General features: G+C 69.1%; 21 protein-coding genes. 12 read left to right on the top strand and 9 right to left on the bottom strand.

Translation table 11 applies throughout. From position 1 onward, the window contains the following. Window positions 1–25: 25 nt before the first annotated feature. Together AC0IYU_RS02650 and nth are read right to left on the bottom strand one after the other, a co-directional pair. On the bottom strand, window positions 26–562 hold the full coding sequence (locus AC0IYU_RS02650) for a hypothetical protein (protein ID WP_472112695.1): 537 nt from the start codon (window positions 560–562) through the stop codon (window positions 26–28). Between the two features lie 32 nt (window positions 563–594). Continuing rightward, a complete protein-coding gene (nth, locus tag AC0IYU_RS02645) occupies window positions 595–1242 on the bottom strand; it encodes an endonuclease III (RefSeq protein WP_472112693.1) in 648 nt (215 codons plus the stop codon). A 107-nt stretch (window positions 1243–1349) separates the two neighbouring features. Here nth and AC0IYU_RS02640 point away from each other — a divergent pair, with 107 nt between their 5' ends. Then, complete coding sequence (locus AC0IYU_RS02640; protein WP_472112690.1) at window positions 1350–2537, top strand: aminotransferase-like domain-containing protein; 1188 nt, start codon at window positions 1350–1352, stop codon at window positions 2535–2537. Window positions 2538–2548: 11 nt separating this feature from the next. Here the strand turns inward: AC0IYU_RS02640 and AC0IYU_RS02635 are convergent, their stop codons facing one another. After that, complete coding sequence (locus tag AC0IYU_RS02635) at window positions 2549–2776, bottom strand: hypothetical protein (protein ID WP_435435951.1); 228 nt, start codon at window positions 2774–2776, stop codon at window positions 2549–2551. A gap of 72 nt (window positions 2777–2848) precedes the next feature. Between AC0IYU_RS02635 and AC0IYU_RS02630 the strand changes: the two genes are divergently transcribed. Next, the gene (locus AC0IYU_RS02630; RefSeq protein ID WP_435435952.1) at window positions 2849–3178 is read left to right on the top strand and encodes a DUF6172 family protein; all 330 of its coding nucleotides are present in this window, start codon (window positions 2849–2851) and stop codon (window positions 3176–3178) included. A gap of 7 nt (window positions 3179–3185) precedes the next feature. Here the strand turns inward: AC0IYU_RS02630 and AC0IYU_RS02625 are convergent, their stop codons facing one another. Both AC0IYU_RS02625 and AC0IYU_RS02620 read right to left on the bottom strand, forming a co-directional pair. After that, the gene (locus AC0IYU_RS02625) at window positions 3186–4274 is read right to left on the bottom strand and encodes an Ldh family oxidoreductase (RefSeq protein WP_472112687.1); all 1089 of its coding nucleotides are present in this window, start codon (window positions 4272–4274) and stop codon (window positions 3186–3188) included. Window positions 4275–4288: 14 nt separating this feature from the next. After that, on the bottom strand, window positions 4289–5254 hold the full coding sequence (locus AC0IYU_RS02620; RefSeq protein WP_472112685.1) for a tripartite tricarboxylate transporter substrate binding protein: 966 nt from the start codon (window positions 5252–5254) through the stop codon (window positions 4289–4291). A 180-nt stretch (window positions 5255–5434) separates the two neighbouring features. Between AC0IYU_RS02620 and AC0IYU_RS02615 the strand changes: the two genes are divergently transcribed. From AC0IYU_RS02615 to AC0IYU_RS02585, 7 genes are all read left to right on the top strand, one after another. Then, a complete protein-coding gene (locus tag AC0IYU_RS02615) occupies window positions 5435–6235 on the top strand; it encodes an enoyl-CoA hydratase/isomerase family protein (protein WP_472112682.1) in 801 nt (266 codons plus the stop codon). Between the two features lie 18 nt (window positions 6236–6253). Then, a complete protein-coding gene (locus AC0IYU_RS02610) occupies window positions 6254–7348 on the top strand; it encodes an acyl-CoA dehydrogenase family protein (protein ID WP_472112679.1) in 1095 nt (364 codons plus the stop codon). 1 nt (window position 7349) lies between these two features. Continuing rightward, window positions 7350–8543 (top strand): acyl-CoA dehydrogenase family protein, encoded by a 1194-nt coding sequence (locus AC0IYU_RS02605; protein WP_472112676.1) that lies wholly within the window; start codon window positions 7350–7352, stop codon window positions 8541–8543. Between the two features lie 69 nt (window positions 8544–8612). Further along, window positions 8613–9836, top strand: a complete 1224-nt coding sequence (locus AC0IYU_RS02600; RefSeq protein WP_472112673.1) for a CaiB/BaiF CoA transferase family protein — start codon at window positions 8613–8615, stop codon at window positions 9834–9836. Window positions 9837–9843: 7 nt separating this feature from the next. Beyond that, window positions 9844–11013 (top strand): acyl-CoA dehydrogenase family protein, encoded by a 1170-nt coding sequence (locus AC0IYU_RS02595; RefSeq protein WP_472112670.1) that lies wholly within the window; start codon window positions 9844–9846, stop codon window positions 11011–11013. A 23-nt stretch (window positions 11014–11036) separates the two neighbouring features. Next, the gene (locus tag AC0IYU_RS02590) at window positions 11037–12095 is read left to right on the top strand and encodes a Bug family tripartite tricarboxylate transporter substrate binding protein (RefSeq protein WP_472112666.1); all 1059 of its coding nucleotides are present in this window, start codon (window positions 11037–11039) and stop codon (window positions 12093–12095) included. Between the two features lie 47 nt (window positions 12096–12142). After that, on the top strand, window positions 12143–12910 hold the full coding sequence (locus AC0IYU_RS02585) for an IclR family transcriptional regulator (RefSeq protein WP_472112662.1): 768 nt from the start codon (window positions 12143–12145) through the stop codon (window positions 12908–12910). Between the two features lie 27 nt (window positions 12911–12937). Here the strand turns inward: AC0IYU_RS02585 and serB are convergent, their stop codons facing one another. After that, window positions 12938–13663, bottom strand: a complete 726-nt coding sequence (gene serB / locus AC0IYU_RS02580) for a phosphoserine phosphatase SerB (RefSeq protein WP_472112660.1) — start codon at window positions 13661–13663, stop codon at window positions 12938–12940. Then, a complete protein-coding gene (mfd, locus tag AC0IYU_RS02575; RefSeq protein ID WP_472112657.1) occupies window positions 13660–17142 on the bottom strand; it encodes a transcription-repair coupling factor in 3483 nt (1160 codons plus the stop codon). Before mfd ends, serB begins: the two co-directional genes overlap by 4 nt. Window positions 17143–17259: 117 nt before the next feature. Between mfd and ispD the strand changes: the two genes are divergently transcribed. Both ispD and ispF read left to right on the top strand, forming a co-directional pair. After that, window positions 17260–17982, top strand: coding sequence for a 2-C-methyl-D-erythritol 4-phosphate cytidylyltransferase (gene ispD / locus AC0IYU_RS02570; protein WP_472112654.1), 723 nt, complete (start codon window positions 17260–17262; stop codon window positions 17980–17982). Next, on the top strand, window positions 17979–18467 hold the full coding sequence (ispF, locus tag AC0IYU_RS02565; RefSeq protein WP_472112652.1) for a 2-C-methyl-D-erythritol 2,4-cyclodiphosphate synthase: 489 nt from the start codon (window positions 17979–17981) through the stop codon (window positions 18465–18467). The genes ispD and ispF overlap by 4 nt, the downstream gene beginning before the upstream one ends. A 34-nt stretch (window positions 18468–18501) precedes the next feature. Here ispF and AC0IYU_RS02560 read toward each other — a convergent pair whose 3' ends face one another. Together AC0IYU_RS02560 and ompR are read right to left on the bottom strand one after the other, a co-directional pair. After that, window positions 18502–19923, bottom strand: coding sequence for a sensor histidine kinase (locus AC0IYU_RS02560; protein WP_472112742.1), 1422 nt, complete (start codon window positions 19921–19923; stop codon window positions 18502–18504). A 74-nt stretch (window positions 19924–19997) separates the two neighbouring features. Next, on the bottom strand, window positions 19998–20729 hold the full coding sequence (gene ompR / locus AC0IYU_RS02555) for an osmolarity response regulator transcription factor OmpR (RefSeq protein ID WP_257859571.1): 732 nt from the start codon (window positions 20727–20729) through the stop codon (window positions 19998–20000). A 173-nt stretch (window positions 20730–20902) separates the two neighbouring features. Here ompR and AC0IYU_RS02550 point away from each other — a divergent pair, with 173 nt between their 5' ends. After that, window positions 20903–21280, top strand: a complete 378-nt coding sequence (locus AC0IYU_RS02550) for a hypothetical protein (protein ID WP_472112649.1) — start codon at window positions 20903–20905, stop codon at window positions 21278–21280. Window positions 21281–21343: the final 63 nt, after the last annotated feature.

The raw sequence follows: 21343 nt of genomic DNA, 5'->3' as shown, positions 1-21343 counted from the left end.
TTAATGATACGGCGACCACCGAGATCTACACGTGTGGCGCTTCGTCGGCAGCGTCAGATGTGTATAAGAGACAGGCCTTGGCGGCCGGGGCCTCGGCGGGCGGGGGCGCCGCGCGGGCAGCGCCGTCGCAGCGCCAGTAGCGCAGCCTCATCATCTCGGGACCGAGCTGGCCGGCAACGGGTTTGTCGGCGTCCAGCGTGATCGACTGGCCGCGCGCGTCGCGGTAGACCAGGAAGGTCATGACGCCCGCCTTGGGGGACTCGCTGATCAGCGCCACGTCGAAGCCGGCCGGCGGCGGGCTGTTGCCGAAGAAGCTGTAGGCCGTTTGCGGCGCACGGCCGACCACGCGGCGCTTGCCGCTTTCGGCGATCAGCATGTCCTGGCGCACCTGCAGCGTGGGCGCGGAGGCGTCGGCGCAGGCGGTGGACCAGCGCCCGCCGTAGAGCGCCATGGCGTCGGGCTGCAGGCCGGCAGTTTGCTGCGACCAGGCCGCGGCCGGGAGCAGGGCTGCCAGCGTTGCGGCCGCAAGCAGCGTCGAGGAGTGCTTTGTCTGTGTCGTCATTCTTTGCGGGGTGGTCTTGCCGGTCGTGCCGGTCATGTCGCCTTGGGCGCGGGCGTCTTCGGCTTGTAGGCGCAGAAAGTGTGCACCGCACACTCCCAGCAACGCGGCTTGCGCGCCACGCACACGTAGCGCCCGTGCAATATCAGCCAGTGGTGCGCGTGCAGGCGGTATTGCGGGGGCACGCGCTTCTCGAGCTTGAGTTCCACGTCCAGCGGCGTCTTGCCCGGCGCCAGGCCCGTGCGGTTGCCCACGCGGAAGATGTGCGTGTCGACCGCGATGGTCGCTTCGCCGAAGGCCACGTTCAGCACCACGTTGGCGGTCTTGCGGCCCACGCCGGGCAGGGCTTCCAGCTCGGCGCGCGTGCGCGGCACCTCGCCGCCGTGCAGCTCCACCAGCATGCGGCAGGTCTCGATCAGGTGCTTGGCCTTGCTGCGGTACAGGCCGATGGTCTTGATGTAGTCCTCGAGCCCTTCCACGCCCAGGTCGTAGATCGCCTGCGGCGTGTTCGCCACCGGAAACAGCCTGGCGGTGGCCTTGTTCACGCCCACGTCGGTGGCCTGCGCGGAGAGCAGCACGGCGGCCAGCAGTTCGAAGGGCGTGGTGTATTCGAGTTCGGTCCGGGGCTCGGGGTTGGCCGCCTGCAGGGTGGCGAAGAAGAGGGGGATGTTGTCTTTTTTCATGGAGCGGGGTCGGCGGTAGCGCAATATATCGTTGAAAGGACATGGCCCTACGCAGCTTTATTGCCCGCGGCTTTCGCGACAATGTCGCCCAGAAAGTGAGCCCGACCATGCAATTCGCCTCCCGCCTCGACAACGTCGAAACCTCCGCCATCCGCGAACTCTTCAAGCTGCTGGGCACGCCCGGCATCATCAGTTTCGCGGGCGGCTTTCCGGACAGCGCCATGTTCGACGTCGAGGGCCTCAGGGAGGCGAGCCAGAAGGCGCTCACCGAGGAACCCGGCGGCGCGCTGCAATACGGTGCCACCGAGGGCTACGAGCCGCTGCGCACGCAGCTCAGCGCCTTCATGAAGACCAAGGGCGTGGACGTCGACCCCAGCGGCCTGATCGTCACCACCGGCAGCCAGCAGGCGCTCGACCTGCTGGGCAAGACCATGATCTCGCCCGGCGACAAGGTGATCGTCGAAGGCCCGACCTTCCTGGCCACCATCCAGTGCTTCCGCCTGTACGGCGCGCAGCTCATCAGCGCGCCCATCGACGAAAACGGCGTGAAGACCGACGAACTGGAAAAGCTCATCGCCGAGCACAAGCCCAAGTTCGTCTACCTGATCCCCACCTTCGGCAACCCCAGCGGCGCCATGCTGAGCCTGGAGCGCCGCAAGAAGGTGCTGGAACTGGCCGTGAAGTACCAGACGCTCGTGGTGGAAGACGACCCCTACGGCGACCTGTACTTCGGCGAGGCGCCGCCGCCGTCGATCCTGGCGCTCGCCAAGGACGTGCCCGGCAGCCGCGAGCTCATTGCCCACTGCGGCAGCCTGAGCAAGGTGCTGAGCCCCGGCCTGCGCATCGGCTGGATGATCGCGCCGGCCGAGTTGCTGTCCAAGGCCACCATGTGCAAGCAGTTCAGCGACGCACACACCAGCACCTTCGCGCAGGCCACGGCCGCGCAGTACCTCAAGAGCGGGCGCATGCCCGGCACGCTGGCGCATGTGCGCGAGGTGTACGGCCAGCGCGCCCAGGCCATGGGCGCCGCGCTGAAGCGCGAACTGGGCGAGGCGGTGAGCTTCACGCAGCCCCACGGCGGTTTGTTCTTCTGGGCGCGCCTGACCGGCGCCAACGGCAAGCTGGCCGATGCCAATGTGCTGGCCAAGCGGGCGATCGAGAAGCTGGTGGCCTTCGTGCCCGGCGCGCCGTTCTTCGCCGAGAACCCCGATGTGGCCACCCTGCGCCTGAGCTTTGCCACGGCCGACGTGGCCAGGATCGAGGAAGGCGTCAAGCGCCTCGGCCAGGCGCTGTAACGCTCAGGCCATCAAGGGGAGCGGTGCAGCCGGGGCGCTGCCAGCAGGTTCAGGTTGTCCGCCACGGCCGCGTCCACGTTCGGATAGCGGCCTTTCATCTTGGACAGCGTCATGATGGTCTGCAGCGCCTTCAGGTCCTTGACCGTGGGCGCCACCTTGATCTGCGCAATGGCCGCGCTGGGGTTGCCACCGTTGATCAATGCCATCACCTTGCTTGCCCAGTCGTTCGCGCGCGCCATATTTTTCACCTGCTTTCAATAGAGCCGCCGACTGTACACAGGACGGCCGGGGGCCATTGGTTACCATCACCCATGAGAAAAACCTTTCAGCTTCAGGTCGAGGGCAAGCACCCCGACCGTCACCTCGAAGCCATCAAGCACGAGATTCGCAAGTACATCAAGCGTGAACGCCGGCGCGTTCTGCCCGAAGGCTCGGACTTCTGGGACTTCGATTGCAAGTTCGGCACGGCCGAAGAATCGGCCGAAGTCGTCCACCTTTCCGCCATTACCGGGCTGATCGACGGTGTGGTCAAGGAGGCCGGCACGCAGTTTTACGTTGAGGTGGTGGCCAAGCCGGGCAAGCGCAAGCCGCGCGCGCCGGGCGAAGGCGCCCCGGATTCGACCGAAGAATCCGAAGACTGAGACTGGCTCAGACCAGGGCCTGCGCCAACCGCAGGCCGTGCCGCTGCTCCGCATCCTGCAGCGAGCGCGCAATCGACGGGTGCAGCCGCACCCCGTTCGCAGCTTGCGCTTCCCGACGCTTCAACCCGCCTTCGCCCGGCAGCCGCACAGGCTTGGCCGGGTCGATGGGCGTGTTGCCGCGGCATTGCGCGGCCACGTGGTCCATCTGGCGCAGAAACGCCTCCTTGCCGCCGAAGGCGTTCAGGTCGTGCAGCGTGATGTGCACCGTCGCACCCCAGCCCTCGGGCGGATCGGCCCGGCCATGGCCCGCGAGGCCGGCCGTGAGCGTTTCCACCAGCAGCGCCATGCCGTAGCCCTTGTGGCCGTGGCTCAGGCCGCCCACGGGCAGCAGCGTGCCGGGCGGCTGGTCGAACAGTACCTGCGGGTTGTTCGACGGCTTGCCCGCGGCGTCGATCAGCCATTCCTCGGCGAAGGTCTCGCCAGCGGCACGCTTGCGGTTGCTCATGCCGTTGGTGGTGATGGAGGCCGAGATGTCGACCATCACGCCGCCCTGCGACAGCGGGAAGCCCATGGCCAGCGGGTTGGGCGTGAACACGGCCTGCGTGCCGCCGAAGGGGGCGACGCTGGCCGCGTTGGGGTCGGAGCAGGCCAGCAGCATGAGCATGTCTTCCTGCAGCGCGCGCAGCATGTAGACCGCGAGGCAGGCGATGTGGTGGCTGCGACGGATGACGAGCGAGGCCGTGCCCAGTTCGCGCGCACGCGGCACCAGCAGGTCCATGGCCTGGTCCATGAGCCAGGGGCCGGGCAGGCGCTTGCCGTCCCACAGCACGGCGGCGGGGCGGTGCGACAGCAGCTCGGGTGCGCCGTCGCGGGTCATGCCGCCCGATTCCAGTTCTTTCACGTAGCCCGCCAGCAGCGCGAGGCCGTGCGTGTCGTGGCCCAGCAGGTCGCCTTCGACCAGGGTGCGGGCGACGCTGTCGGCCTTGGCGGCGGCGAGGCCGGCCTTTTGCAGCAGGGCGCTGGCGTAGTCCCGCAGGGCGTCGGCACGGTACAGGGGCGGCGTGGAGGACGCGGAGGTCATGGACGTGTCGTTCATCCCGCCATTCTGTGTCACTCCGGCTTGATGTTGGCGATGGCCGCGATCTTGCGGAAGCGCGCGATCTCCTCCAAGTGGAAGCGCTGCATCTTCTCCGGCGGATACGGCATCAGCTCCCCGCCGGTCTTGCGCACGAAGGCGCGCGCGTCGTCGCTGGCAAGCGCCTTCTGCAGCGCGTCGGCCAGCTTGGCGGTCACGTCGTCGGGCGTCTGCGAGCGCACGTAGAACGACACCCAGCTGTACTGCACGTACTCGTTGAAGCCCTTCTCGCGGATGGTCGGCACGGCGGGCAGGTCAGGGTGTCGCGCCTCGCCCGACACCGCGAGCGCGCGCAGCTTGCCGCTCTTGATGAGCTGCATGGCGCCGCCGAGGTCGACCAGCGCGAAGTCGAGCTGGTTGCCGATCACGTCCGTCATGATCGGCGCCTGCCCCTTGTAGGGCACGTTGGTGAACTCGCCGCCCGCCACATTGGCGAGCCAGGCGGCGGCCAGCTGGTAGCCGGCCGAGTAGGTGCCCACCGTGAGCGGCTTGGTCCTGGCGGCCGCGAGCAGGGCCTCGACCGTGGCAAAGCGCGAGTCGTTGGACACCACGATCACGTTCATGCCGCGCGTGAGACCGGACACGGGCTTGTAGTCCTTCACCGAGTCGTAGCCCAGGTCCTTGATGGTCAGCGGGTTGACCGCCATCGGCGAGTTGCTGGCCAGCAGCAGCATGTAGCCGTCGGCCGGCGCGTTCTTCACCGACTGCAGGGCGATGATGCCGTTGGCGCCGGGCTTGTTCTCGACCACCACCGCCTGGCCCAGCTGCGCGGCGAGCTGGTCGCCGAAGTAGCGCGCCGAGTTGTCGGAGCCGCTGCCCGGCGTGAACGGCACCACGATCTTGATCGCCCGCGTGGGAAAGGCGCTGCCCTGCGCCATGCCGGGCCCTGCGACGGCCGCGCCCGCCAATGCCAGCAGCAGCTGGCGCCTTGTTGTCTCCATCTTTTGTCTCCTGATTCCGTGATTGGACCGGTGTTTCGATGACGCGCCCGTTTTGCGTTTCCGCGTGTTGGCTGGGTCGGTCCAAATAATAATACATATGTGCTTTTAAAAAACATGTATCTGTTATATCTTAGAAAAGGAGCAGGGCGATGCACGCCCCCGGCATACCCAAGGAGCCACATGAACGCACCCGCCACCCCGGCCGAAACCCGGCCCTCTTCCGACATCGCAATTCACCGCAGCGGCCACACCGCCACGGTGGAGCTGTGCCGGCCGCCCCACAACTTCTTCGACCTCGCGCTGATCGCCGGGCTGGCCGACGCCTTCGAGGCGCTGCAGGCCGACCCCGAATGCCGCGTGATCGTGCTGGCCGCGCAGGGGCGCTCTTTCTGCGCGGGCGCGGACTTCTCCGCCCCGGCCCCGGCCGCCGGCGAAAGCCGCGACCCGGCGCCGCTGTACCGCCAGGCGGTGCGGCTGTTCGCGGTGACCAAGCCGGTCGTTGCCGCTGTGCAGGGGCCGGCCGTGGGCGGCGGGCTGGGCCTGGCGCTGGTGGCCGACTTTCGCGTCACCTGCGCCGAGGCGCGCTTCAGCGCCAACTTCGCGCGGCTGGGGTTCCACCCCGGCTTCGCGCTGAGCTGCACGCTGCCGCGACTCGTCGGGCCGCAGCAGGCGGCGTTGCTGCTCTACACCGGTCGCCGGCTGAACGGCGAGGAAGCCGTGCGCATCGGCCTGGCCGACGAGCTGGTGGCGCAGGACCAGGTGCGCGCCCGCGCGAAGGCGCTGGCCGAGGAGATCGCCGCATCGGCTCCCATCGCCGTGGAGTCCGTGCGCGCGAGCCTGCGCGCCGGGCTGGTCGACGCGGTGCGCGCCGCCGTCGAGCGCGAGGCGGGCGAGCAGCGCCTGCACTTCCAGACCCGCGACTTCCGCGAAGGCGTGGCAGCGACCGCGCAGCGGCGCGAGCCCGTCTTCGGGCGCCACTGACCACGCACGAGGCACGACATGATCGATTTCTCATGGGGTGAAGACCTCGAGCTGGTCGCCGACACCGCGCGGCGTTTCTGCGAAGAGCAACTGCTGCCGTTCCAGCGCGACTTCGAGCAGCAGCGCGCCGTGCCGCAGCCGGTATTGCAGGAGGCGCACGAGATCGGCTTCGACCGCATCGACTGGCCCGAGTCCTGCGGCGGTGCCGGCATGGGCGCACTGGCGCGCGTGCGGGTGACTGAGGAACTCGCCGCCGGCTGCCCCGGCGCGGCGCTGGCGCTGCAACCGCTGGGCGGCGTGGCGCACGCGCTGCTGGCCTTTGGTGGCGAGGCCGCGCTGCGCACGCATGCGCAAGCGCTGGCGAGCCGGCACGGCGCGCGCGCCGTGCTGGTGTACGACCCTCACGGCCGGGCCGCGGACGCGGGCGATGCGCTCAGCATCAACGTGCCCTGGCACCCCGCCGACCGCGTGGACCTGCTCGCGGTGCTGACCCGCGACGGCCTGCGGCTGGTCACGCGCGGCATCGCCGTGACGCCCGTACCCGGCGCGGGGCTGCGCGCCGCGGGTGCGAGCGAGATCCGCGTGGACGGCGCGCCGGTCGACGCCGCCTGGACCGACCCCGAGGCCGCCGCGCTCGCACTGGCCCATGCGCGTGTGCAGCTGGCCGCGCTCCTCGTGGGCCAGATGCACGCCGCCGCCGAGTACTCGCGCAACTACGCCCTCGAGCGAGTGGCCTTCGGCCGCCCCATTGCGCACCACCAGGCGCTGGCCTTCCTGATCGTGGACATGCACAGCGCGGTGGACGCCGCGCGGCAGTTGCTGCACGAGGCCGCGTGGCGGCTCGAAGCGGGCCGGCCCGCCAGCGAGGCCGCGGCCACGGCGCTGATCGAGGCGGTGGAAAACGCCGTCTTCATCGGCTCGAACGCGGTGCAGATCCTCGGCGGCTCGGGCTTCATGCGCGACTACCCCGTGGAGAAGCACATGCGCGAACTGCGCGCGTTGGGCCTGCTGCTCGGCGGTGCCGACGCGGCGCGCGACGACGCACTGCCGCCGTTTTCTTCCTCCGCCTTTTCTTCGATCGCTTTTCTCGCCGACAGCGCGCAAGGGACCTGACATGGATTTTTCGATCAGTGCCGACGACCAGGCGCGGCTGCGGACATTGCGCCGGCTCGGCCGTGAAGAGATGCGTCCCGCGGGCTGGCGCGCCGACCGCGCGGGCGCGCCGCTGCCGGTGGACGACCCGTTCTTCGTGCGCATGCTGGCCGAGGGCTTCGGGCGCACGCGCTGGCGCCCCGCCGGCGCCGTGACCGAAGCCGCGCCAGCCGCCGCCCCCAACAAGGCCGCCTCGGCGGTCGCGCAGGTGCTGCTCGCGGAAGAGGGCGCCTACTGGGACCGCGGCATCGGCGTCGCATTGCCCGGCCCGGGGCTCGGCGAGCCGCCGATCCTGTCGATGGGCACGCCCGAGCAGAAGGAGCGCTTTCTCTCGCCCTTCGTGAATCCGCAGCGGCCGATCTGGGGCGCCTTCGCGATGACCGAGCCTTCGGGCGGCTCGGACGTGGCCAACATCAAGACCCGCGCGCGGCGCGACGGCGACCATTGGGTGCTGAACGGCGCCAAGTCGTTCTCGGGCAACTCGGGCCGCGCCGAGTGGATCGTGGTGTTCGCCACCATCGACCCCGCGCTGGGCCGCGCGGGCCACCGCGCCTTCGTCGTGGAGCGCGGCACGCCGGGCCTGGGCGATTTCCGCATCGAGAAGAAGATGGGCCTGAAGGCCTACGAGTCGACCTCGTTCTTTCTCTCCGAATGCCGCGTGCCGGTGGCCAACATGCTCGGCGGCGAGGCGTACTACGAGCAGCGCTCGGGCGGCTTCAAGGGCGCGATGAACACCTTCAACGCGGGCCGCCCGGCCATCGCGGGCATGGCGGTGGGCATCGGCCGCGCGGCGCTCGACGAGGCCGCGGCCTTCATGCAGGCGAACGGCCTCGCGTCGGACTTGCGCCTGCGCGACCGGCTCGAGCGCTCGCGCCGCAAGCTCAAGGCCGCGCTGCTGCTGGCCTTGCGCGCCGCGTGGCTGGCCGACCAGCGCCAGCCCAACATGCCCGAGGCCTCGGCCTCCAAGGCGCTCGCGCCGCCGGCCGCCTTCGAGGCCGCGAGCTTCGCGATGGAAGTGCTGGGCGCGGCCGGCGGGCGCGGCGACCACCTCATCGAGAAGCTGTTCCGCGACGTGAAGGCGCTCGACATCGTCGAGGGCACCGGCCAGATCCAGCGCGTGGTGATGGCGCGGCACCTCGTCGGCCTGCCGAACTAGGGCTCCTCCCCAGGCTTCGCGCGCTTCGTGTCGCTGCTCCTTTCTTCGTTTTTCTCCTTTCCTTTTTCAATGACCGATTCGACAACCTCCAACAACGCGGCTCAGGGGCCGCTCAAGGGCATTCGCGTGCTCGACCTCACCGCCGTGGTGCTCGGCCCGCTGGCCACGCAGATGCTGGCCGACTACGGCGCCGACGTGATCAAGGTCGAGCCGCCCGAGGGCGACATGATGCGTGCCAACGGCATCTCGCAGACCCCGGGCATGAGCTCGATCTTCCTGGCCGTCAACCGCAACAAGCGCTCGCTGGCCGTGGACCTGAAATCGCCCGAAGGCGTGGCCGCGCTGCGCGCGCTCATTGCCGGCGTGGACGTGGTGGTGCACAACATGCGCGTGGCCGCCATCGAGCGCCTGGGCCTGGGCTACGCCGAGGTCGCGAAGCTCAACCCGCGCGTGGTGTATTGCGCGGCCACCGGCTTCGGACAGGACGGCCCCCACCGCGACAAGCCGGCCTTCGACGACATCATCCAGGCAGCCTGCGGGCTGGTGGGCGTGGGTTCCGTGGGGCGCGATGAGCCCGATTACACGCCGAGCCTCATCGCCGACAAGACCACCGGCCTGGCCGTGTGCAACGCAGTGCTGGCCGCGCTGCTGCACCGCGAGCGCAGCGGCCAGGGGCAGTACGTGGAGGTGCCGATGCTGGAAACCATGGCGGCCTTCGTGTTGGCCGAGCACATGGGCGGCATGACCTTCGCGGGCTCGAGCGTGAAGGCCGGCTACCCGCGCCTGCTCGAAGGCGGGCGCAAGCCGGCGCGCACCCGCGACGGCTGGATCAGCATGCTGCCCTACACCGAGCGGCACTGGCAGGCCTTCTTCGTGGAAGTGGGCCAGCCCGAACTGGCCGCGCGCTACAGCATCGCTAACCGCCAGGAGCGCAACACGCACGTCAAGGCGCTGTACGGCCACCTGCGCGAACTGTCTCCATTGAAGACCACGGCCGAGTGGATGGAGCTGTGCGAGAAGCTGGACATTCCGGCCACGCCCATCTACGCGCTGGACGACCTGCCGTCGCATCCGCACCTGAAGGCGGTCGGGCTGTTCGAGGAAGCACGGCACCCCACCGAAGGGCCGATCCGCCAGGTGCGCCCCACGGCGCGCTTCTCGGCCACGCCCACCACCGTGTATCGCCAGGCGCCCACGATCGGGCAGCACACCAGCGAGATCCTGCGCGAGGCGGGGCTCGGCGAAGACGACATCGCGCGCCTGAAGGCAGGGCGCGCGGTCGCGGGGGAGTGAGGCAGGCATGAACTTCGAACTCGACGACGAGCACCGCATGCTCAAGGACCTGGTCGCGCGCTTCGTGCGCGACGAACTGCTGCCGCTGGAGCCGGCGGTGCTGCAGCGCGAGGCCGCGGGCGGCCAGCTGATGCTGATGCCCGAGGAGCACGAGCGGCTGGACGGCCTCTCGCGCGCGCTCGGCCTCTGGGGCCTGGATGCGCCCACCGAACTCGGCGGCTCCGACCTGCCGGTGACGGCCATGGTGGGCGTCAACGAAGAGCTGGGCAAGACCATCACGCCCTACGACCTGCCGCCCGATTCGCCCAACCTGCGCATGCTGCTGAAGACCGCCGACGCGGCGCAGACCGAGCGCTACCTGGCGCCGTACGCGCGCGGCGAGACGGTGTCGGCCATCGCCATCTCGGAGCCCGGCGCGGGCGCCGACCCCTCCGCGATGAGCACGCGCGCCGAGCGCACCGCCGATGGGGGCTGGGTGCTCAACGGCCGCAAGATATGGATCAGCCGCGCCGCGCGCGCCGACTGGACCATCGTGATGGCAGTGACCGACAAGGCGCGGGGCTCGCGCGGCGGCATCTCCGCCTTCATCGTGGACAAGGACACGCCGGGCTTCGTGGTCGAGCGGCGCATCCCGATGCTCGGGGGCGCGTCGACGTACGAGATCAGCCTGCAGGACTGCGTGGTGGGTGCGGGCCAGTTGCTGGGCGTGGAAGGGCAGGGCTTCGCGCCGATGCAGGCGCGGCTGTCGAGCCGGCGCGTGCAGATGGCCGCCTGGTGCATCGGCCGCGCCCAGCGCGCGCTGGACATGGTGTGCGAGTACGCGCCCATGCGAAAGACCTTCGGCGCCATGCTGTCCGAGCGGCAGAGCGTGCAGTGGAGCGTGGCCGACGCCGCCACGCGCATCCACGCCTGCCGCCTCATGACCTACGAAGCCGCCGCTCGCATCGACCGCGGCGAGGAGGCGCGCTCGCAGGTTTCGATGATCAAGGTGTTTGCCACCGAGATGGCCTGGGACGTGATCGACATGGCCATGCAGGTGTTCGGAGCCATGGGCATGACCAAGGAAATGCCGCTGCAGCAGATGGCCAACGAGACACGGCTGATGCGGATCTACGAAGGCCCCAGCGAAGTGCACCGCTGGGTGGTGGCGCGCGAGCTGCTGGGCTCGCGGCGCTGATGGAACGACACGGAGACACGACCATGGAACACAAGACACAACGCATGACCCATGCAGGCCCGCGGGGCGCGAATGCGAACGCAGGCATCGGACGGCGCAGGCTGCTGCAGCTGGGCGGCGGCGCCGCGCTGATGGGCGCGGCCGGCCTGCCCGCGATCGCGCAAGCGCAGGCACAGGCGCAGGCCCCGGCCTTTCCCACGCATGCGATGCGCTTCATCGTGCCGTTCCCGCCCGGCAGCGGCACCGACATCACGGCACGGCTGTTCGCGCGCAGCATCGGCGACCTGACGAGCCAGCCCGTCACGGTGGAGAACAAGCCCGGCGGCAACGGCTTCATCGGCGTGCAGACAGCGCTGAACCCGCCGCACGACGGCCACACGGTGTTCATCGGCAGCAACTCGACGCTCACCACCAATGCCGCCACCTTCCGCAAGCTGCCCTACGACCCGATCGCCGACTTCGCGCCTATCACGCTGCTGTCGCGCGGCGCGTGCCTGGTGATCGTGCCGGCCAATTCCACCCACCGCACGCTCGCCGAGCTGGTGGCCGACGCACGCAAGCGCCCGGGCAAGCTCAACTACGCGAGCGGCTCCATGTCGTACACGCTCTACTCGGAGTGGTTCAACGAGATGGCGAAGATCAAGACCGCCGGCATCAACTACAAGGGCGCCGGAGAGGCCGTCAACGCGGTGATGACGGGCGAGGTCGACTTCGCCGTGGTCGACGCCACCGGCGCCAACGAGCTCGCGCGCTCGGGCCGTGTGCGCGCGCTGGCCTTCACGGCGCCGCAGCGCTCTATCGTTCTGCCCGACGTGCCCGCCATCGGCGAGGCCGGCTGGCCCGACTACCTGGCCGTGAACTGGGTGGCGGCCGCGGCGTCGTCGAAGACGCCGCCCGCCGTGGTCGAGCGGCTGGGCGCGCTCTTCGCCAAGGCCGCGCAGACGCCGGAGATCCAGGCCTATTACCGCAAGCAGGGCACCGAGCTGATCATGTCGTCGGCCGCCGAACTGCGCCGCTACCAGACGGACGAGATCGGCCGCTGGAAGCGGCTGGTGGGCATTACCGGCATCGAGTTGCAGTAGCATCGCCCGCGGTCCCCGGGGCCGCGGAGAAACATGTGGAGCAATCGGTGATCAAGACGGCGGGGCGGGTGTTTCAGGTGCTGGAGTACCTGAGGGAGACGAGGCGGCCGGTGACGGTGCGCGAGATCTCCGAGCGCCTGGGCTATCCGCTGTCGAGCGCGCAGGTGTTGCTGAAAAGCATCGCCACCCTGGGCTACCTGCGCTACGACTCCTCGCTGCGCGCCTACCTCGCCACGCCGCGGCTGGCCTCCATCGGCGACTGGGTGATGGACTCGATGTTCCAGGGCGGGCAACTGCTCACGGTGCTCGGCGACATCGCGCGCGAGAGCGGCTTCACCGCGATCCTGGCGGTGGAGAACGACATCTACGCGCAGTACGTGCACGTGATCTTCGGCAGCCGCGCGATCCAGTTCAACGTGCAGCCGGGCACGCGGCGGCTGCTGTGCATGTCGGGCACCGGCTGGGCGCTCCTGGCGGCCAGCAGCGACGACCATGTGGCGCGCACCATCCACCGCAGCAACATCCGCCTGAAGCCCGGCGGCCAGACGGTCGACGCCGACTACGTGAAGGCGCGCGTGCAGGAGTCGCGCGAGCGCGGCTACGCGTTCTCGCGCGGGGTGGTGACCGAGGGCATCGGCATCATCGCGCTCGGTTCGGCGTCGAGCGCCTCGGGCGCGCGATTCGCGGTGGGTGTGGGCGGACTGGTCGACCAGCTCGAGCGCGCCGCGGACACCGTGGTGCCCGCGATGCGCGAGCGCTTGCTGGGGGCGGCGGCCAAGTCGCCGGAGCCCGGCGCGGCGGACGGAGGCGCCTGAGCATCTGGCCGGAGGGGGCGGGACCGCTCAGGGCCGCGCGACTTCCAGCAGGCGGTCCAGGCCGCCTTCGTTGATCGCCACCATCGCCTGCTCGCGCACCTTCGGCTTGGCGTGATAGGCCACCGACAGGCCGGCCTCGCCCATCATCGGCAGGTCGTTCGCGCCGTCGCCCACGGCGATGGTTTCCTGCGCAGAGATGCCCATGAGCGACGCCACCTCGAGCAGCGTGCGGCGCTTTTCGGCGCCGTCGCAGATGTCGCCCCAGCTTTGCGTGACCACTTTGCCCGTGAGCTTGCCGTCCGCCTCGTCGAGCAGGTTGGAACGCGCGAAGTCGATGCCCAGGCGGTCCTTCACGCGGTTCGCGAAAAAGGTGAAGCCGCCCGACACCAGCAGCACCTTGAGGCCCGCCTTCCTGCAGGCCGCCACCAATTCGGCTGCGCCGGGATTGAGCTTCAGCCGCTCGTCGTACACCTGCTGCAAGGCGGCCACGGGCACGCCCTTGAGCAGCGCCACGCGGCGGCGCAAGCTTTCCTTGAAGTCCTTGATCTCGCCGCGCATCGTGGCTTCGGTGATGGCGGCCACCTCGGCCTTTTTGCCGACAGCGTCGGCAATTTCGTCGATGCATTCGATGTTGATGAGCGTCGAGTCCATGTCGAACGCAATCAGCTTGAAGTCGGCGAGCTTCAGTGGCGGCTTCACGCGCTGGAGGACGAGGCCGGGAGAAATTTCTTGAATGGCGCTGAGGGGGCTCATGCGGGGGCGGGTTCCTTGACGATGGGTTGTCCGAGGCTGCGCAGCACGTCGCGCACCATCTGCGCGCGCTCCTTCGGCTCCTTGAGTTCGCGCTCGATGCGCAGCTTCTCGTTGCCGGCGAGCTTGATGTGCTTGTTCTTCTGGATCAGCTGGATGATCGCCATCGAATCGACCGGCGGATCCTTCTTGAACGTGATGTTGATGATGCCCGGCGCGGCATCGACCTTGATCACGCCGTAGGGGCGCGCCAGCACGCGCAGGCGGTGCGTGTCGATCAGCGTCTGCGCCTGCGGCGGCAGCTTGCCGAAGCGGTCGACGATTTCCTCGAGCAGCGTGTCGATCTGGTCGGGCGTCTTCGCGGTGGCCAGCTTCTTGTAGAACGACAGCCGCAGGTGCACGTCGCCGCAGTAGTCGTCGGGCAGCAGGGCGGGGGCGTGCAGGTTGATTTCGGTGGTGACCGACAGCGGCGACAGCAGGTCGGGCTCCTGCCCGGCCTTGAGCGCGCGCACGGCCTCGCTGAGCATCTCGTTGTAGAGCTGGAAGCCGATTTCCATCATGTTGCCGCTCTGGTTCTCGCCCAGCACCTCGCCGGTGCCGCGGATTTCCAGGTCGTGCATGGCGAGGTAGAAGCCCGAGCCAAGCTCTTCCATCTGCTGGATGGCGTCCAGGCGTTGCGCGGCCTGCTTGGTCAGGCCTTCGGTGTCCGGCACCATCAGGTAGGCATAGGCCTGGTGGTGCGAACGCCCGACGCGCCCGCGCAGCTGGTGAAGCTGCGCCAGGCCGAACTTGTCGGCGCGGCTCATCACGATGGTGTTGGCCGTGGGCACGTCGATGCCGGTCTCGATGATGGTCGAGCACAGCAGCAGGTTGTAGCGCTGCGCCACGAAGTCGCGCATCACGCGTTCCAGCTCGCGCTCGGGCATCTGGCCGTGGGCCACGGCGATGCGGGCCTCGGGCAGTATCTCTTCGAGCTTCTGGCGCCGGTTCTCGATGGTCTCGACCTCGTTGTGCAGGAAGTACACCTGCCCCCCGCGCTTCAGCTCGCGCAGCACGGCCTCGCGGATCACGCCGGTGCCCTCGTTGCGCACGAAGGTCTTGATGGCCAGGCGCCGCTGCGGCGCGGTGGCGATCACGCTCAGGTCGCGCAGGCCTTCGAGCGCCATGCCCAGGGTGCGCGGAATGGGGGTGGCGGTGAGCGTGAGCACGTCGACCTCGGCGCGCATGGCCTTCATCGCCTCTTTATGGCGCACGCCGAAGCGGTGCTCCTCGTCGATGATGAGCAGGCCCAGGTTCTTGAACTTGATCGACGGCGACAGCAGCTTGTGCGTGCCCACCACGATGTCGACCGTGCCCTCGGCCAGCCCCTTGGCGGCGGCGTTGATTTCCTTGGCCGAGCGGAAGCGGCTCATCTCGGCCACGCGCACCGGCCACTTGGCGAAGCGGTCGACCAGCGTCTGGTAGTGCTGCTCGGCCAGCAGCGTGGTCGGCGCCAGGAAGGCCACCTGCTTGCCGCCGGTGATGGCGATGAAGGCGGCACGCAGCGCGACCTCGGTCTTGCCGAAACCCACGTCGCCGCAGACCAGGCGGTCCATCGGCTGGGGCGAGATCATGTCCTGCACCACGGCGTGGATCGCGGCCTTCTGGTCGGCGGTTTCCTGGAAGCCGAAGTCGTTGGCGAACACTTCGTAGTCGGCGGCCGAGTAGCGGAAGGCATGGCCTTCGCGCGCGGCGCGGCGGGCGTAGATGTTGAGCAGCTCGGCGGCGGAGTCGCGCACCTGTTCGGCGGCCTTGCGCTTGGCCTTTTCCCATTGGCCGGAGCCCAGCCTGTGCAGCGGTGCCTCGTCGGCGCTGACGCCGGTGTAGCGGCTGATCTGGTGCAGCTGCGAAACGGGCACGTAGAGCGTGGCCTTGTCGGCGTACTCCAAGTGCAGCATTTCCTGCAGCAGCGGCTTGCCGTCGGCATCGACGCCCTGGCCCAGGTCCATGTGGATCAGGCCGCGGTAGCGGCCGATGCCGTGGGCGGTGTGGACCACCGGGTCGCCGACGTTGAGCTCCGACAGGTCCTTGATCAGCGCCTCGACGTCGCTGACCTGTTCTTGCCGCTTGTTGCGCCGGCGCGTGGTGGGCGCGGTGGCGAACAGCTCGGTCTCGGTGACGAGGTCGATGGCCTGTTCGCGCCAGGCGAAGCCCGAGGCCAGCGCGGCGGTGACGATGCCGACTTTTTCGTCGGTGGACGCTTCGAACTCGGCCAGCGAATCGAAGGCCGGCGGGCTCACGCCGCTGGCGCGCAGGAAGTCGAGCAGGCTTTCGCGGCGGCCGTCGCTCTCGGCGATCAGCAGCACGCGGTGGGGGGTGGCCTTGATGTGGGCCTTCAGTCCGACCAGCGGGTCTTCCGCGCCGCGCACCATGGCGAAAGGCGGCAGCTTGTCGAACTCGGCGTACGGTGTTTCGGTGGGGGCGTCGCCGCGGATGGCGAGTTGCGCATAGGGCTTGGCCCGTTGATAGAACTGCTCGGCGTTCAGGAACAGCGCCTCCGGCGGCAGCGCTGGGCGTTCGGGGTCGCCTTGCACCAGCCGGTAGCGCTCGTTCGTGTCCTGCCAGAAATGCTGGAACGCGGGTTCGAGGTCGCCGTGCAGCACCACGGTGGCGTCGGGGCCCAGGTAGTCGAACACGGTGGCCGTCTCGTCGAAGAACAGCGGCAGGTAGTACTCGATGCCGGCGGTGGCCACACCGTTGCCCATGTCCTTGTAGATGCGGCTCTTGGTCGGGTCGCCTTCGAGCAGCTCGCGCCAGCGGCTGCGAAAGCGCCCGCGCGCGTCGTCGTCCATCGGGAACTCGCGCCCTGGCAGCAGGCGCACCTCGGGCACGGGGTACAGGCTGCGCTGGGTGTCGGGGTCGAAGGTGCGGATCGAATCGATCTCGTCGTCGAACAGGTCGACGCGGTAGGGCACCAGCGAGCCCATGGGAAACAGGTCGATCAGCCCGCCGCGCACGGCGTACTCGCCCGGGCTCACCACCTGGGTCACATGGCTGTAGCCGGCCAGCGTGAGCTGGGCCTTGAGCTTGGACTCTTCCAGCTTCTGCTTGGCCTTGAAGTGGAAGGTGTAGCCGGCCAGGAAGGACGGGGGCGCCAGGCGGTAGAGCGCGGTGGTGGCGGGCACCAGCACCACGTCGGCCTCTTTCTGGCTGATGCGCCACAGGGTGGCCAGTCGCTCGCTGATCAGGTCCTGGTGCGGCGAAAAGCTGTCGTAGGGCAGCGTTTCCCAGTCGGGGAACAGCGCGCAGCGCAGGTCGGGCGCGAAGAAGGCGATTTCGTCGATGAGCCGCTGCGCGTCGTTGGCGTCGGCGGTGAACATCGCCGTGGCGCGCCCGGCGGCTTTCTCGCGCATGGCCAGCTGCGCCAGCAGCAGTGCGTCGGCCGACAACGGGGGGCGCGGCAGCGTGAAACGCTTGCCCGCCGTGAGGTGGGGGAGGTCCATGGAACGCTTAAAAAATGCACAACACCCCGCGCCGGCTGGCGAGGGGTGTGTGAGGCCGTCAATTCTAGAATGGCTGCCCTTTGTTCGCTTGTCGGCCGTTGCCGACGCTGGGCCCTCATGTCCTCTTCCCGACTTTTCGTGCTGATCCCGTGCGCCGGCTCCGGCCACCGCGCGGGCCATGCGCAGTCCGCCGTTCCCAAGCAGTACCGGCGGCTGGCCGGTGCGCCGATGGTGGCCCACACGCTGGAAGCCTTCCGTGCACTGGCGGGCCGGTTCGCCGGGCTGGCGCTGGTGGTGTCGCCGGACGACCGCGAGGTGGATGCGGCGCTGCCGCGCTTTCCCGCGGACAACGAATACCTGCTGCGCGTGGGCGGCGTGACCCGCGCGGCCACAGTGCGCAACGGCCTGGCGGCGTTGCGCCAGAAGGGCGCCGGGGCGCACGACTGGGTGCTGGTGCACGACGCGGCGCGCTGCCTCGTCACTTCGAGCCAGATCGAGGCGCTGGTCGCGGCCTGCGAGCACGACGCGGTGGGCGGCCTGCTGGCGCACCGGCTGGCCGACACGCTGAAGGCATCGACGACCGAGGGCCGCGTGTCGCAGACCCTGTCGCGCGCCGACAAGTGGCTGGCCCAGACCCCGCAGATGTTCCGCATCGGCATGCTGCTCGATGCGCTGGAGCGCACCGGCGACGCCGTGACCGACGAGGCCGGCGCCATCGAGGCCATCGGGCTGTCGCCGCTGCTGGTGCCGGGCAGCGCGCAGAACTTCAAGGTGACGTTCCCCGAAGACTTTGCACTGGCCGAGGCGTTGTTGCTGGCCCGCAAGAAGGACATGGCATGACGGCGCCTTTCAACATCCGCGTGGGCGAGGGCTGGGACGTTCACCAGCTGGTGGCCGGGCGAAAGCTCATCCTGGGCGGCATCGAGGTGCCGCACACCACCGGCCTGCTGGGGCATTCGGACGCCGACGTGCTGCTGCACGCCATCACCGACGCGCTGTTGGGCGGGGCGGGGCTGGGCGACATCGGCCGACATTTCCCCGACACCGACCCGCAGTTTCGCGGTGCCGATTCGTCGGTGCTGCTGGCCGAGGCGGCGCGCCGGGTGCGTGCGGCGGGCTGGGACATCGGCAACGTCGACAGCACCGTGATCGCGCAGGCGCCCAAGCTGGCGCCGCACATTCCGCTCATGTGCCGGCGCATCGCCGACACCCTGGGCGTGGCGTTGGAGCAGGTGAATGTGAAGGCCAAGACGGCCGAGAAGCTCGGCCCGGTGGGCGAGGGCCGCGCAATGGAAGCGCGCGCGGCCGTGTTGCTGCACCGCTGAGGTGCCGCTGAGGTGGGATCAGCGGCTCAGCGGATCAACCCAGGGTCGCCTTCTTGCCGCCCTGCGGCTCGCCCGGCTTGGGCGTGGGCATGGCGCGCGGCATCCGGATGTGCGCCGCCAGGCCGCGGCCCGGGGTGCTGGTGAGCGCGAAGGTGCCGCCCATGCGCTCGATGTTCTTCGCCACGATCGACAGGCCCAGCCCCGCACCGGCCGCCGAGGTGCGCGCCGCGTCGCCGCGGAAGAAGGGCTTGGTCAGCTGCGAGAGCAGGCCGGGCTCCACGCCCGCCCCGTGGTCGCGCACCTTGATCAGCACGGCGTCGTTGTTGGCCTGCGCCTGGATCGTGACGTCGGCCACGCCGGTGGACGGTGTCTTGCCGTAGCGCCTCGCGTTCTCCACCAGGTTCGAAATGACGCGCGTGAGTTCGACCTCGTCGCCCATCACCCGCAGATCGGGCGGGACCTCGACCTTGATGTTCATCTCCTCGTAGTCCTGCACGGCGTAGGTGCAGGCGTCGACCACGTCGCGCAGCAGCACCGGCCGCGGATCGACATGGTCGGGCCGCGCGTAGTCGAGAAACTTGTCGATGATGGCGTCGAGCTGGGCGATGTCGGCCGCCATGTGGTCGCGCGCATCTTCGTCGGCCACGCTCATCTCGGTTTCCAGCCGCAGCCGGGCGAGCGGCGTGCGCAGGTCGTGCGAGATGCCGGCCAGCATGATGGCGCGGTCCTGCTCGATCTTGGCGAGCTGGTCGGCCATGCGGTTGAAGCCGATGTTGACCGCGCGAATTTCGTTGGTGCGCGCGCGCTCGTCGAGCCGGTGCGCCTCGTACTCGCCTTCGCGCACCTGCATGGTGGCGCGCGACAGCTGCTTGAGCGGCAGGTTGATGAGCCGCGTGATCAGCGCCGCACCGGCCAGCGACAGCGCCATGGCCGTGCTGAGCCACACCAGCCAGGTGCGCCCGCCCACGCGGCTGAAGCGCGTGGGGTCGAGCAGCAGCCAGTAGGTGTCGCTCTCGATGGTGAAGCCGATCCACAGGCCCGCCTCGTCGTTCACGCGGCTGGCCACCGTGGTGCCTTCTCCGAGCTGATCGATCAGCTCCTCGGTCACGCGAAGGTCGAGCGCGCCGCTGGTGTAGGGCTGGAAGCGGTCGTTGGGCTCGCGCGGCAGGATGCGCACGCCCTCCTGGTCGGCCAGTGTCTTGATCAGCGACACCCGCGTGATGGCGTCCGAATACACCAGCGCCGCGCGCGTGAGGTTCACGAGCGAGGCGATCTGGTGGGCGGTTTGAATGGCGCGCGGCTCGTACTCGAGCGAGCGGAAGGTCTGCAGCCAGGCGACCGTGCAGCCGATCAGCAGCAGCGCCAGCAGGAAGAAGGTGCGCCAGAAAAGGCTGAAGCCCAGCTTGAGGCCGGGGCGACGGTCGCGCGCCGCGCTCGCCTCCAGCGGGCTCGGCATCGTGACCTGTGCGCCGTCCTCCTGCGAGTGGCCCGGTCTGGCGGATTGGCCGATGGCCACCTCTCAGCGACGCGTCAGGCCGCGCCGTCCGGCACGAACACGTAGCCCACGCCCCAGACCGTCTGGATGTAGCGTGGCGCCGCGGCGTCGGACTCGACCAGCTTGCGCAGGCGCGAGATCTGCACGTCCAGGCTGCGGTCAAAGGGCTCGAACTCGCGCCCGCGCGCCAGCTGGGCCAGCTTTTCGCGCGACAGCGGTTGACGCGGATGGCGCACCAGCGCCTTCAGCATCGCAAACTCGCCGGTGGTCAGCGAGAGTTCTTCGCCATCCTTCTTCAGGGTGCGCGAGCCGAGATCGAAGGCGAACGGACCGAAGGTGACGGTCTCGTTCTCCGTGGAAGGCGCGCCCGGGGCTTCGAGCGGCGGACGGCGGCGCAGCACTGCGTGCACACGGGCCAGCAGTTCGCGCGGGTTGAAGGGCTTGCCCAGGTAGTCGTCGGCGCCGACTTCGAGGCCGACGATGCGGTCGACGTCCTCGCCCTTGGCGGTGAGCATGATGATCGGGGTGCGGTCGTTGGCGGCACGCAGGCGGCGGCAGACCGAGAGGCCGTCTTCGCCGGGCATCATCAGGTCGAGCACGATCAGGTCGACCGTGTCGCGCAACAGGATGCGGTTGAGCGCCTTGCCGTCCTCGGCCACGATCACTTCGAATCCTTCCTGCGTCAGGTAGCGGCGCAGGAGGTCGCGGATGCGGGCGTCGTCGTCGACGATCACGATCTTGTCGGTGCGAGCGGGAACTTGAGTCATTTCTACAACGATGAATTTGTAACAGCGCCGATTCTGAAGGCGTTGTGCGCTCGGAGCGGCGGATTTACTTATGGTTTGACACTAAGTTACAAAACTTGCGGACGCTCGCGGTCTAGTCATCCGGCGTGCGCACAGAGGTGGCAAAGTTCCTCTTGCCATATGACTTCTGATCAATGAGACCCACTTTTTTCGTTCTGCCACTTGCCCTTGTTTTCGTCTGCGGTCCCTCGCAGGCGGTGTCCGGCGATTTCCTCAGGGTAGGGGAGGTGCGCCGCAGCGAAGTGCGTGATGCCGTGGCGGCCCACCGGGCAGCGCAGCGCGAGGAGGTGCAGCGTGAAGAGGCTGCCGCCGGCCGGCGGCTCACCGCGGCCGAACTGTTCGAGCTGCGCCAGCAGGTGCGCGGCCAATGGACCCCGCCCGCTGCGGGGGCTCTGGCCGTTTCGGCAGAATCGCAGCCGGCCGAGCGCATCGTGCCGGCTGTGCCCCTCGTGCAGCCTTCACCGTCGACGACCTCGAGTTCACTGACCGCGCCGCGCAGCCAGCGGCGCTGAGGCGCTTTCGAAGCACCATCGAGGCACGCCGAGCCCGCTGTCGCAGGCCTGTCCTTCATACCA

This window comes from Variovorax sp. AC103, assembly GCF_979254005.1.
This window is presented reverse-complemented; position numbering and strand designations above follow the sequence as displayed.

What these genes read in the sequence shown, in the direction of transcription:
- AC0IYU_RS02650 (WP_472112695.1), bottom strand. Translation starts at nt 562, where the DNA reads ATGACGACACAGACAAAGCACTCCTCGACGCTGCTTGCGGCCGCAACG.
- nth (WP_472112693.1), bottom strand. Translation starts at nt 1,242, where the DNA reads ATGAAAAAAGACAACATCCCCCTCTTCTTCGCCACCCTGCAGGCGGCC.
- AC0IYU_RS02640 (WP_472112690.1), top strand. Translation starts at nt 1,350, where the DNA reads ATGCAATTCGCCTCCCGCCTCGACAACGTCGAAACCTCCGCCATCCGC.
- AC0IYU_RS02635 (WP_435435951.1), bottom strand. Translation starts at nt 2,776, where the DNA reads ATGGCGCGCGCGAACGACTGGGCAAGCAAGGTGATGGCATTGATCAAC.
- AC0IYU_RS02630 (WP_435435952.1), top strand. Translation starts at nt 2,849, where the DNA reads ATGAGAAAAACCTTTCAGCTTCAGGTCGAGGGCAAGCACCCCGACCGT.
- AC0IYU_RS02625 (WP_472112687.1), bottom strand. Translation starts at nt 4,274, where the DNA reads ATGAACGACACGTCCATGACCTCCGCGTCCTCCACGCCGCCCCTGTAC.
- AC0IYU_RS02620 (WP_472112685.1), bottom strand. Translation starts at nt 5,254, where the DNA reads ATGGAGACAACAAGGCGCCAGCTGCTGCTGGCATTGGCGGGCGCGGCC.
- AC0IYU_RS02615 (WP_472112682.1), top strand. Translation starts at nt 5,435, where the DNA reads ATGAACGCACCCGCCACCCCGGCCGAAACCCGGCCCTCTTCCGACATC.
- AC0IYU_RS02610 (WP_472112679.1), top strand. Translation starts at nt 6,254, where the DNA reads ATGATCGATTTCTCATGGGGTGAAGACCTCGAGCTGGTCGCCGACACC.
- AC0IYU_RS02605 (WP_472112676.1), top strand. Translation starts at nt 7,350, where the DNA reads ATGGATTTTTCGATCAGTGCCGACGACCAGGCGCGGCTGCGGACATTG.
- AC0IYU_RS02600 (WP_472112673.1), top strand. Translation starts at nt 8,613, where the DNA reads ATGACCGATTCGACAACCTCCAACAACGCGGCTCAGGGGCCGCTCAAG.
- AC0IYU_RS02595 (WP_472112670.1), top strand. Translation starts at nt 9,844, where the DNA reads ATGAACTTCGAACTCGACGACGAGCACCGCATGCTCAAGGACCTGGTC.
- AC0IYU_RS02590 (WP_472112666.1), top strand. Translation starts at nt 11,037, where the DNA reads ATGGAACACAAGACACAACGCATGACCCATGCAGGCCCGCGGGGCGCG.
- serB (WP_472112660.1), bottom strand. Translation starts at nt 13,663, where the DNA reads ATGAGCCCCCTCAGCGCCATTCAAGAAATTTCTCCCGGCCTCGTCCTC.
- mfd (WP_472112657.1), bottom strand. Translation starts at nt 17,142, where the DNA reads ATGGACCTCCCCCACCTCACGGCGGGCAAGCGTTTCACGCTGCCGCGC.
- ispD (WP_472112654.1), top strand. Translation starts at nt 17,260, where the DNA reads ATGTCCTCTTCCCGACTTTTCGTGCTGATCCCGTGCGCCGGCTCCGGC.
- ispF (WP_472112652.1), top strand. Translation starts at nt 17,979, where the DNA reads ATGACGGCGCCTTTCAACATCCGCGTGGGCGAGGGCTGGGACGTTCAC.
- AC0IYU_RS02560 (WP_472112742.1), bottom strand. Translation starts at nt 19,923, where the DNA reads ATGCCGAGCCCGCTGGAGGCGAGCGCGGCGCGCGACCGTCGCCCCGGC.
- ompR (WP_257859571.1), bottom strand. Translation starts at nt 20,729, where the DNA reads ATGACTCAAGTTCCCGCTCGCACCGACAAGATCGTGATCGTCGACGAC.
- AC0IYU_RS02550 (WP_472112649.1), top strand. Translation starts at nt 20,903, where the DNA reads ATGAGACCCACTTTTTTCGTTCTGCCACTTGCCCTTGTTTTCGTCTGC.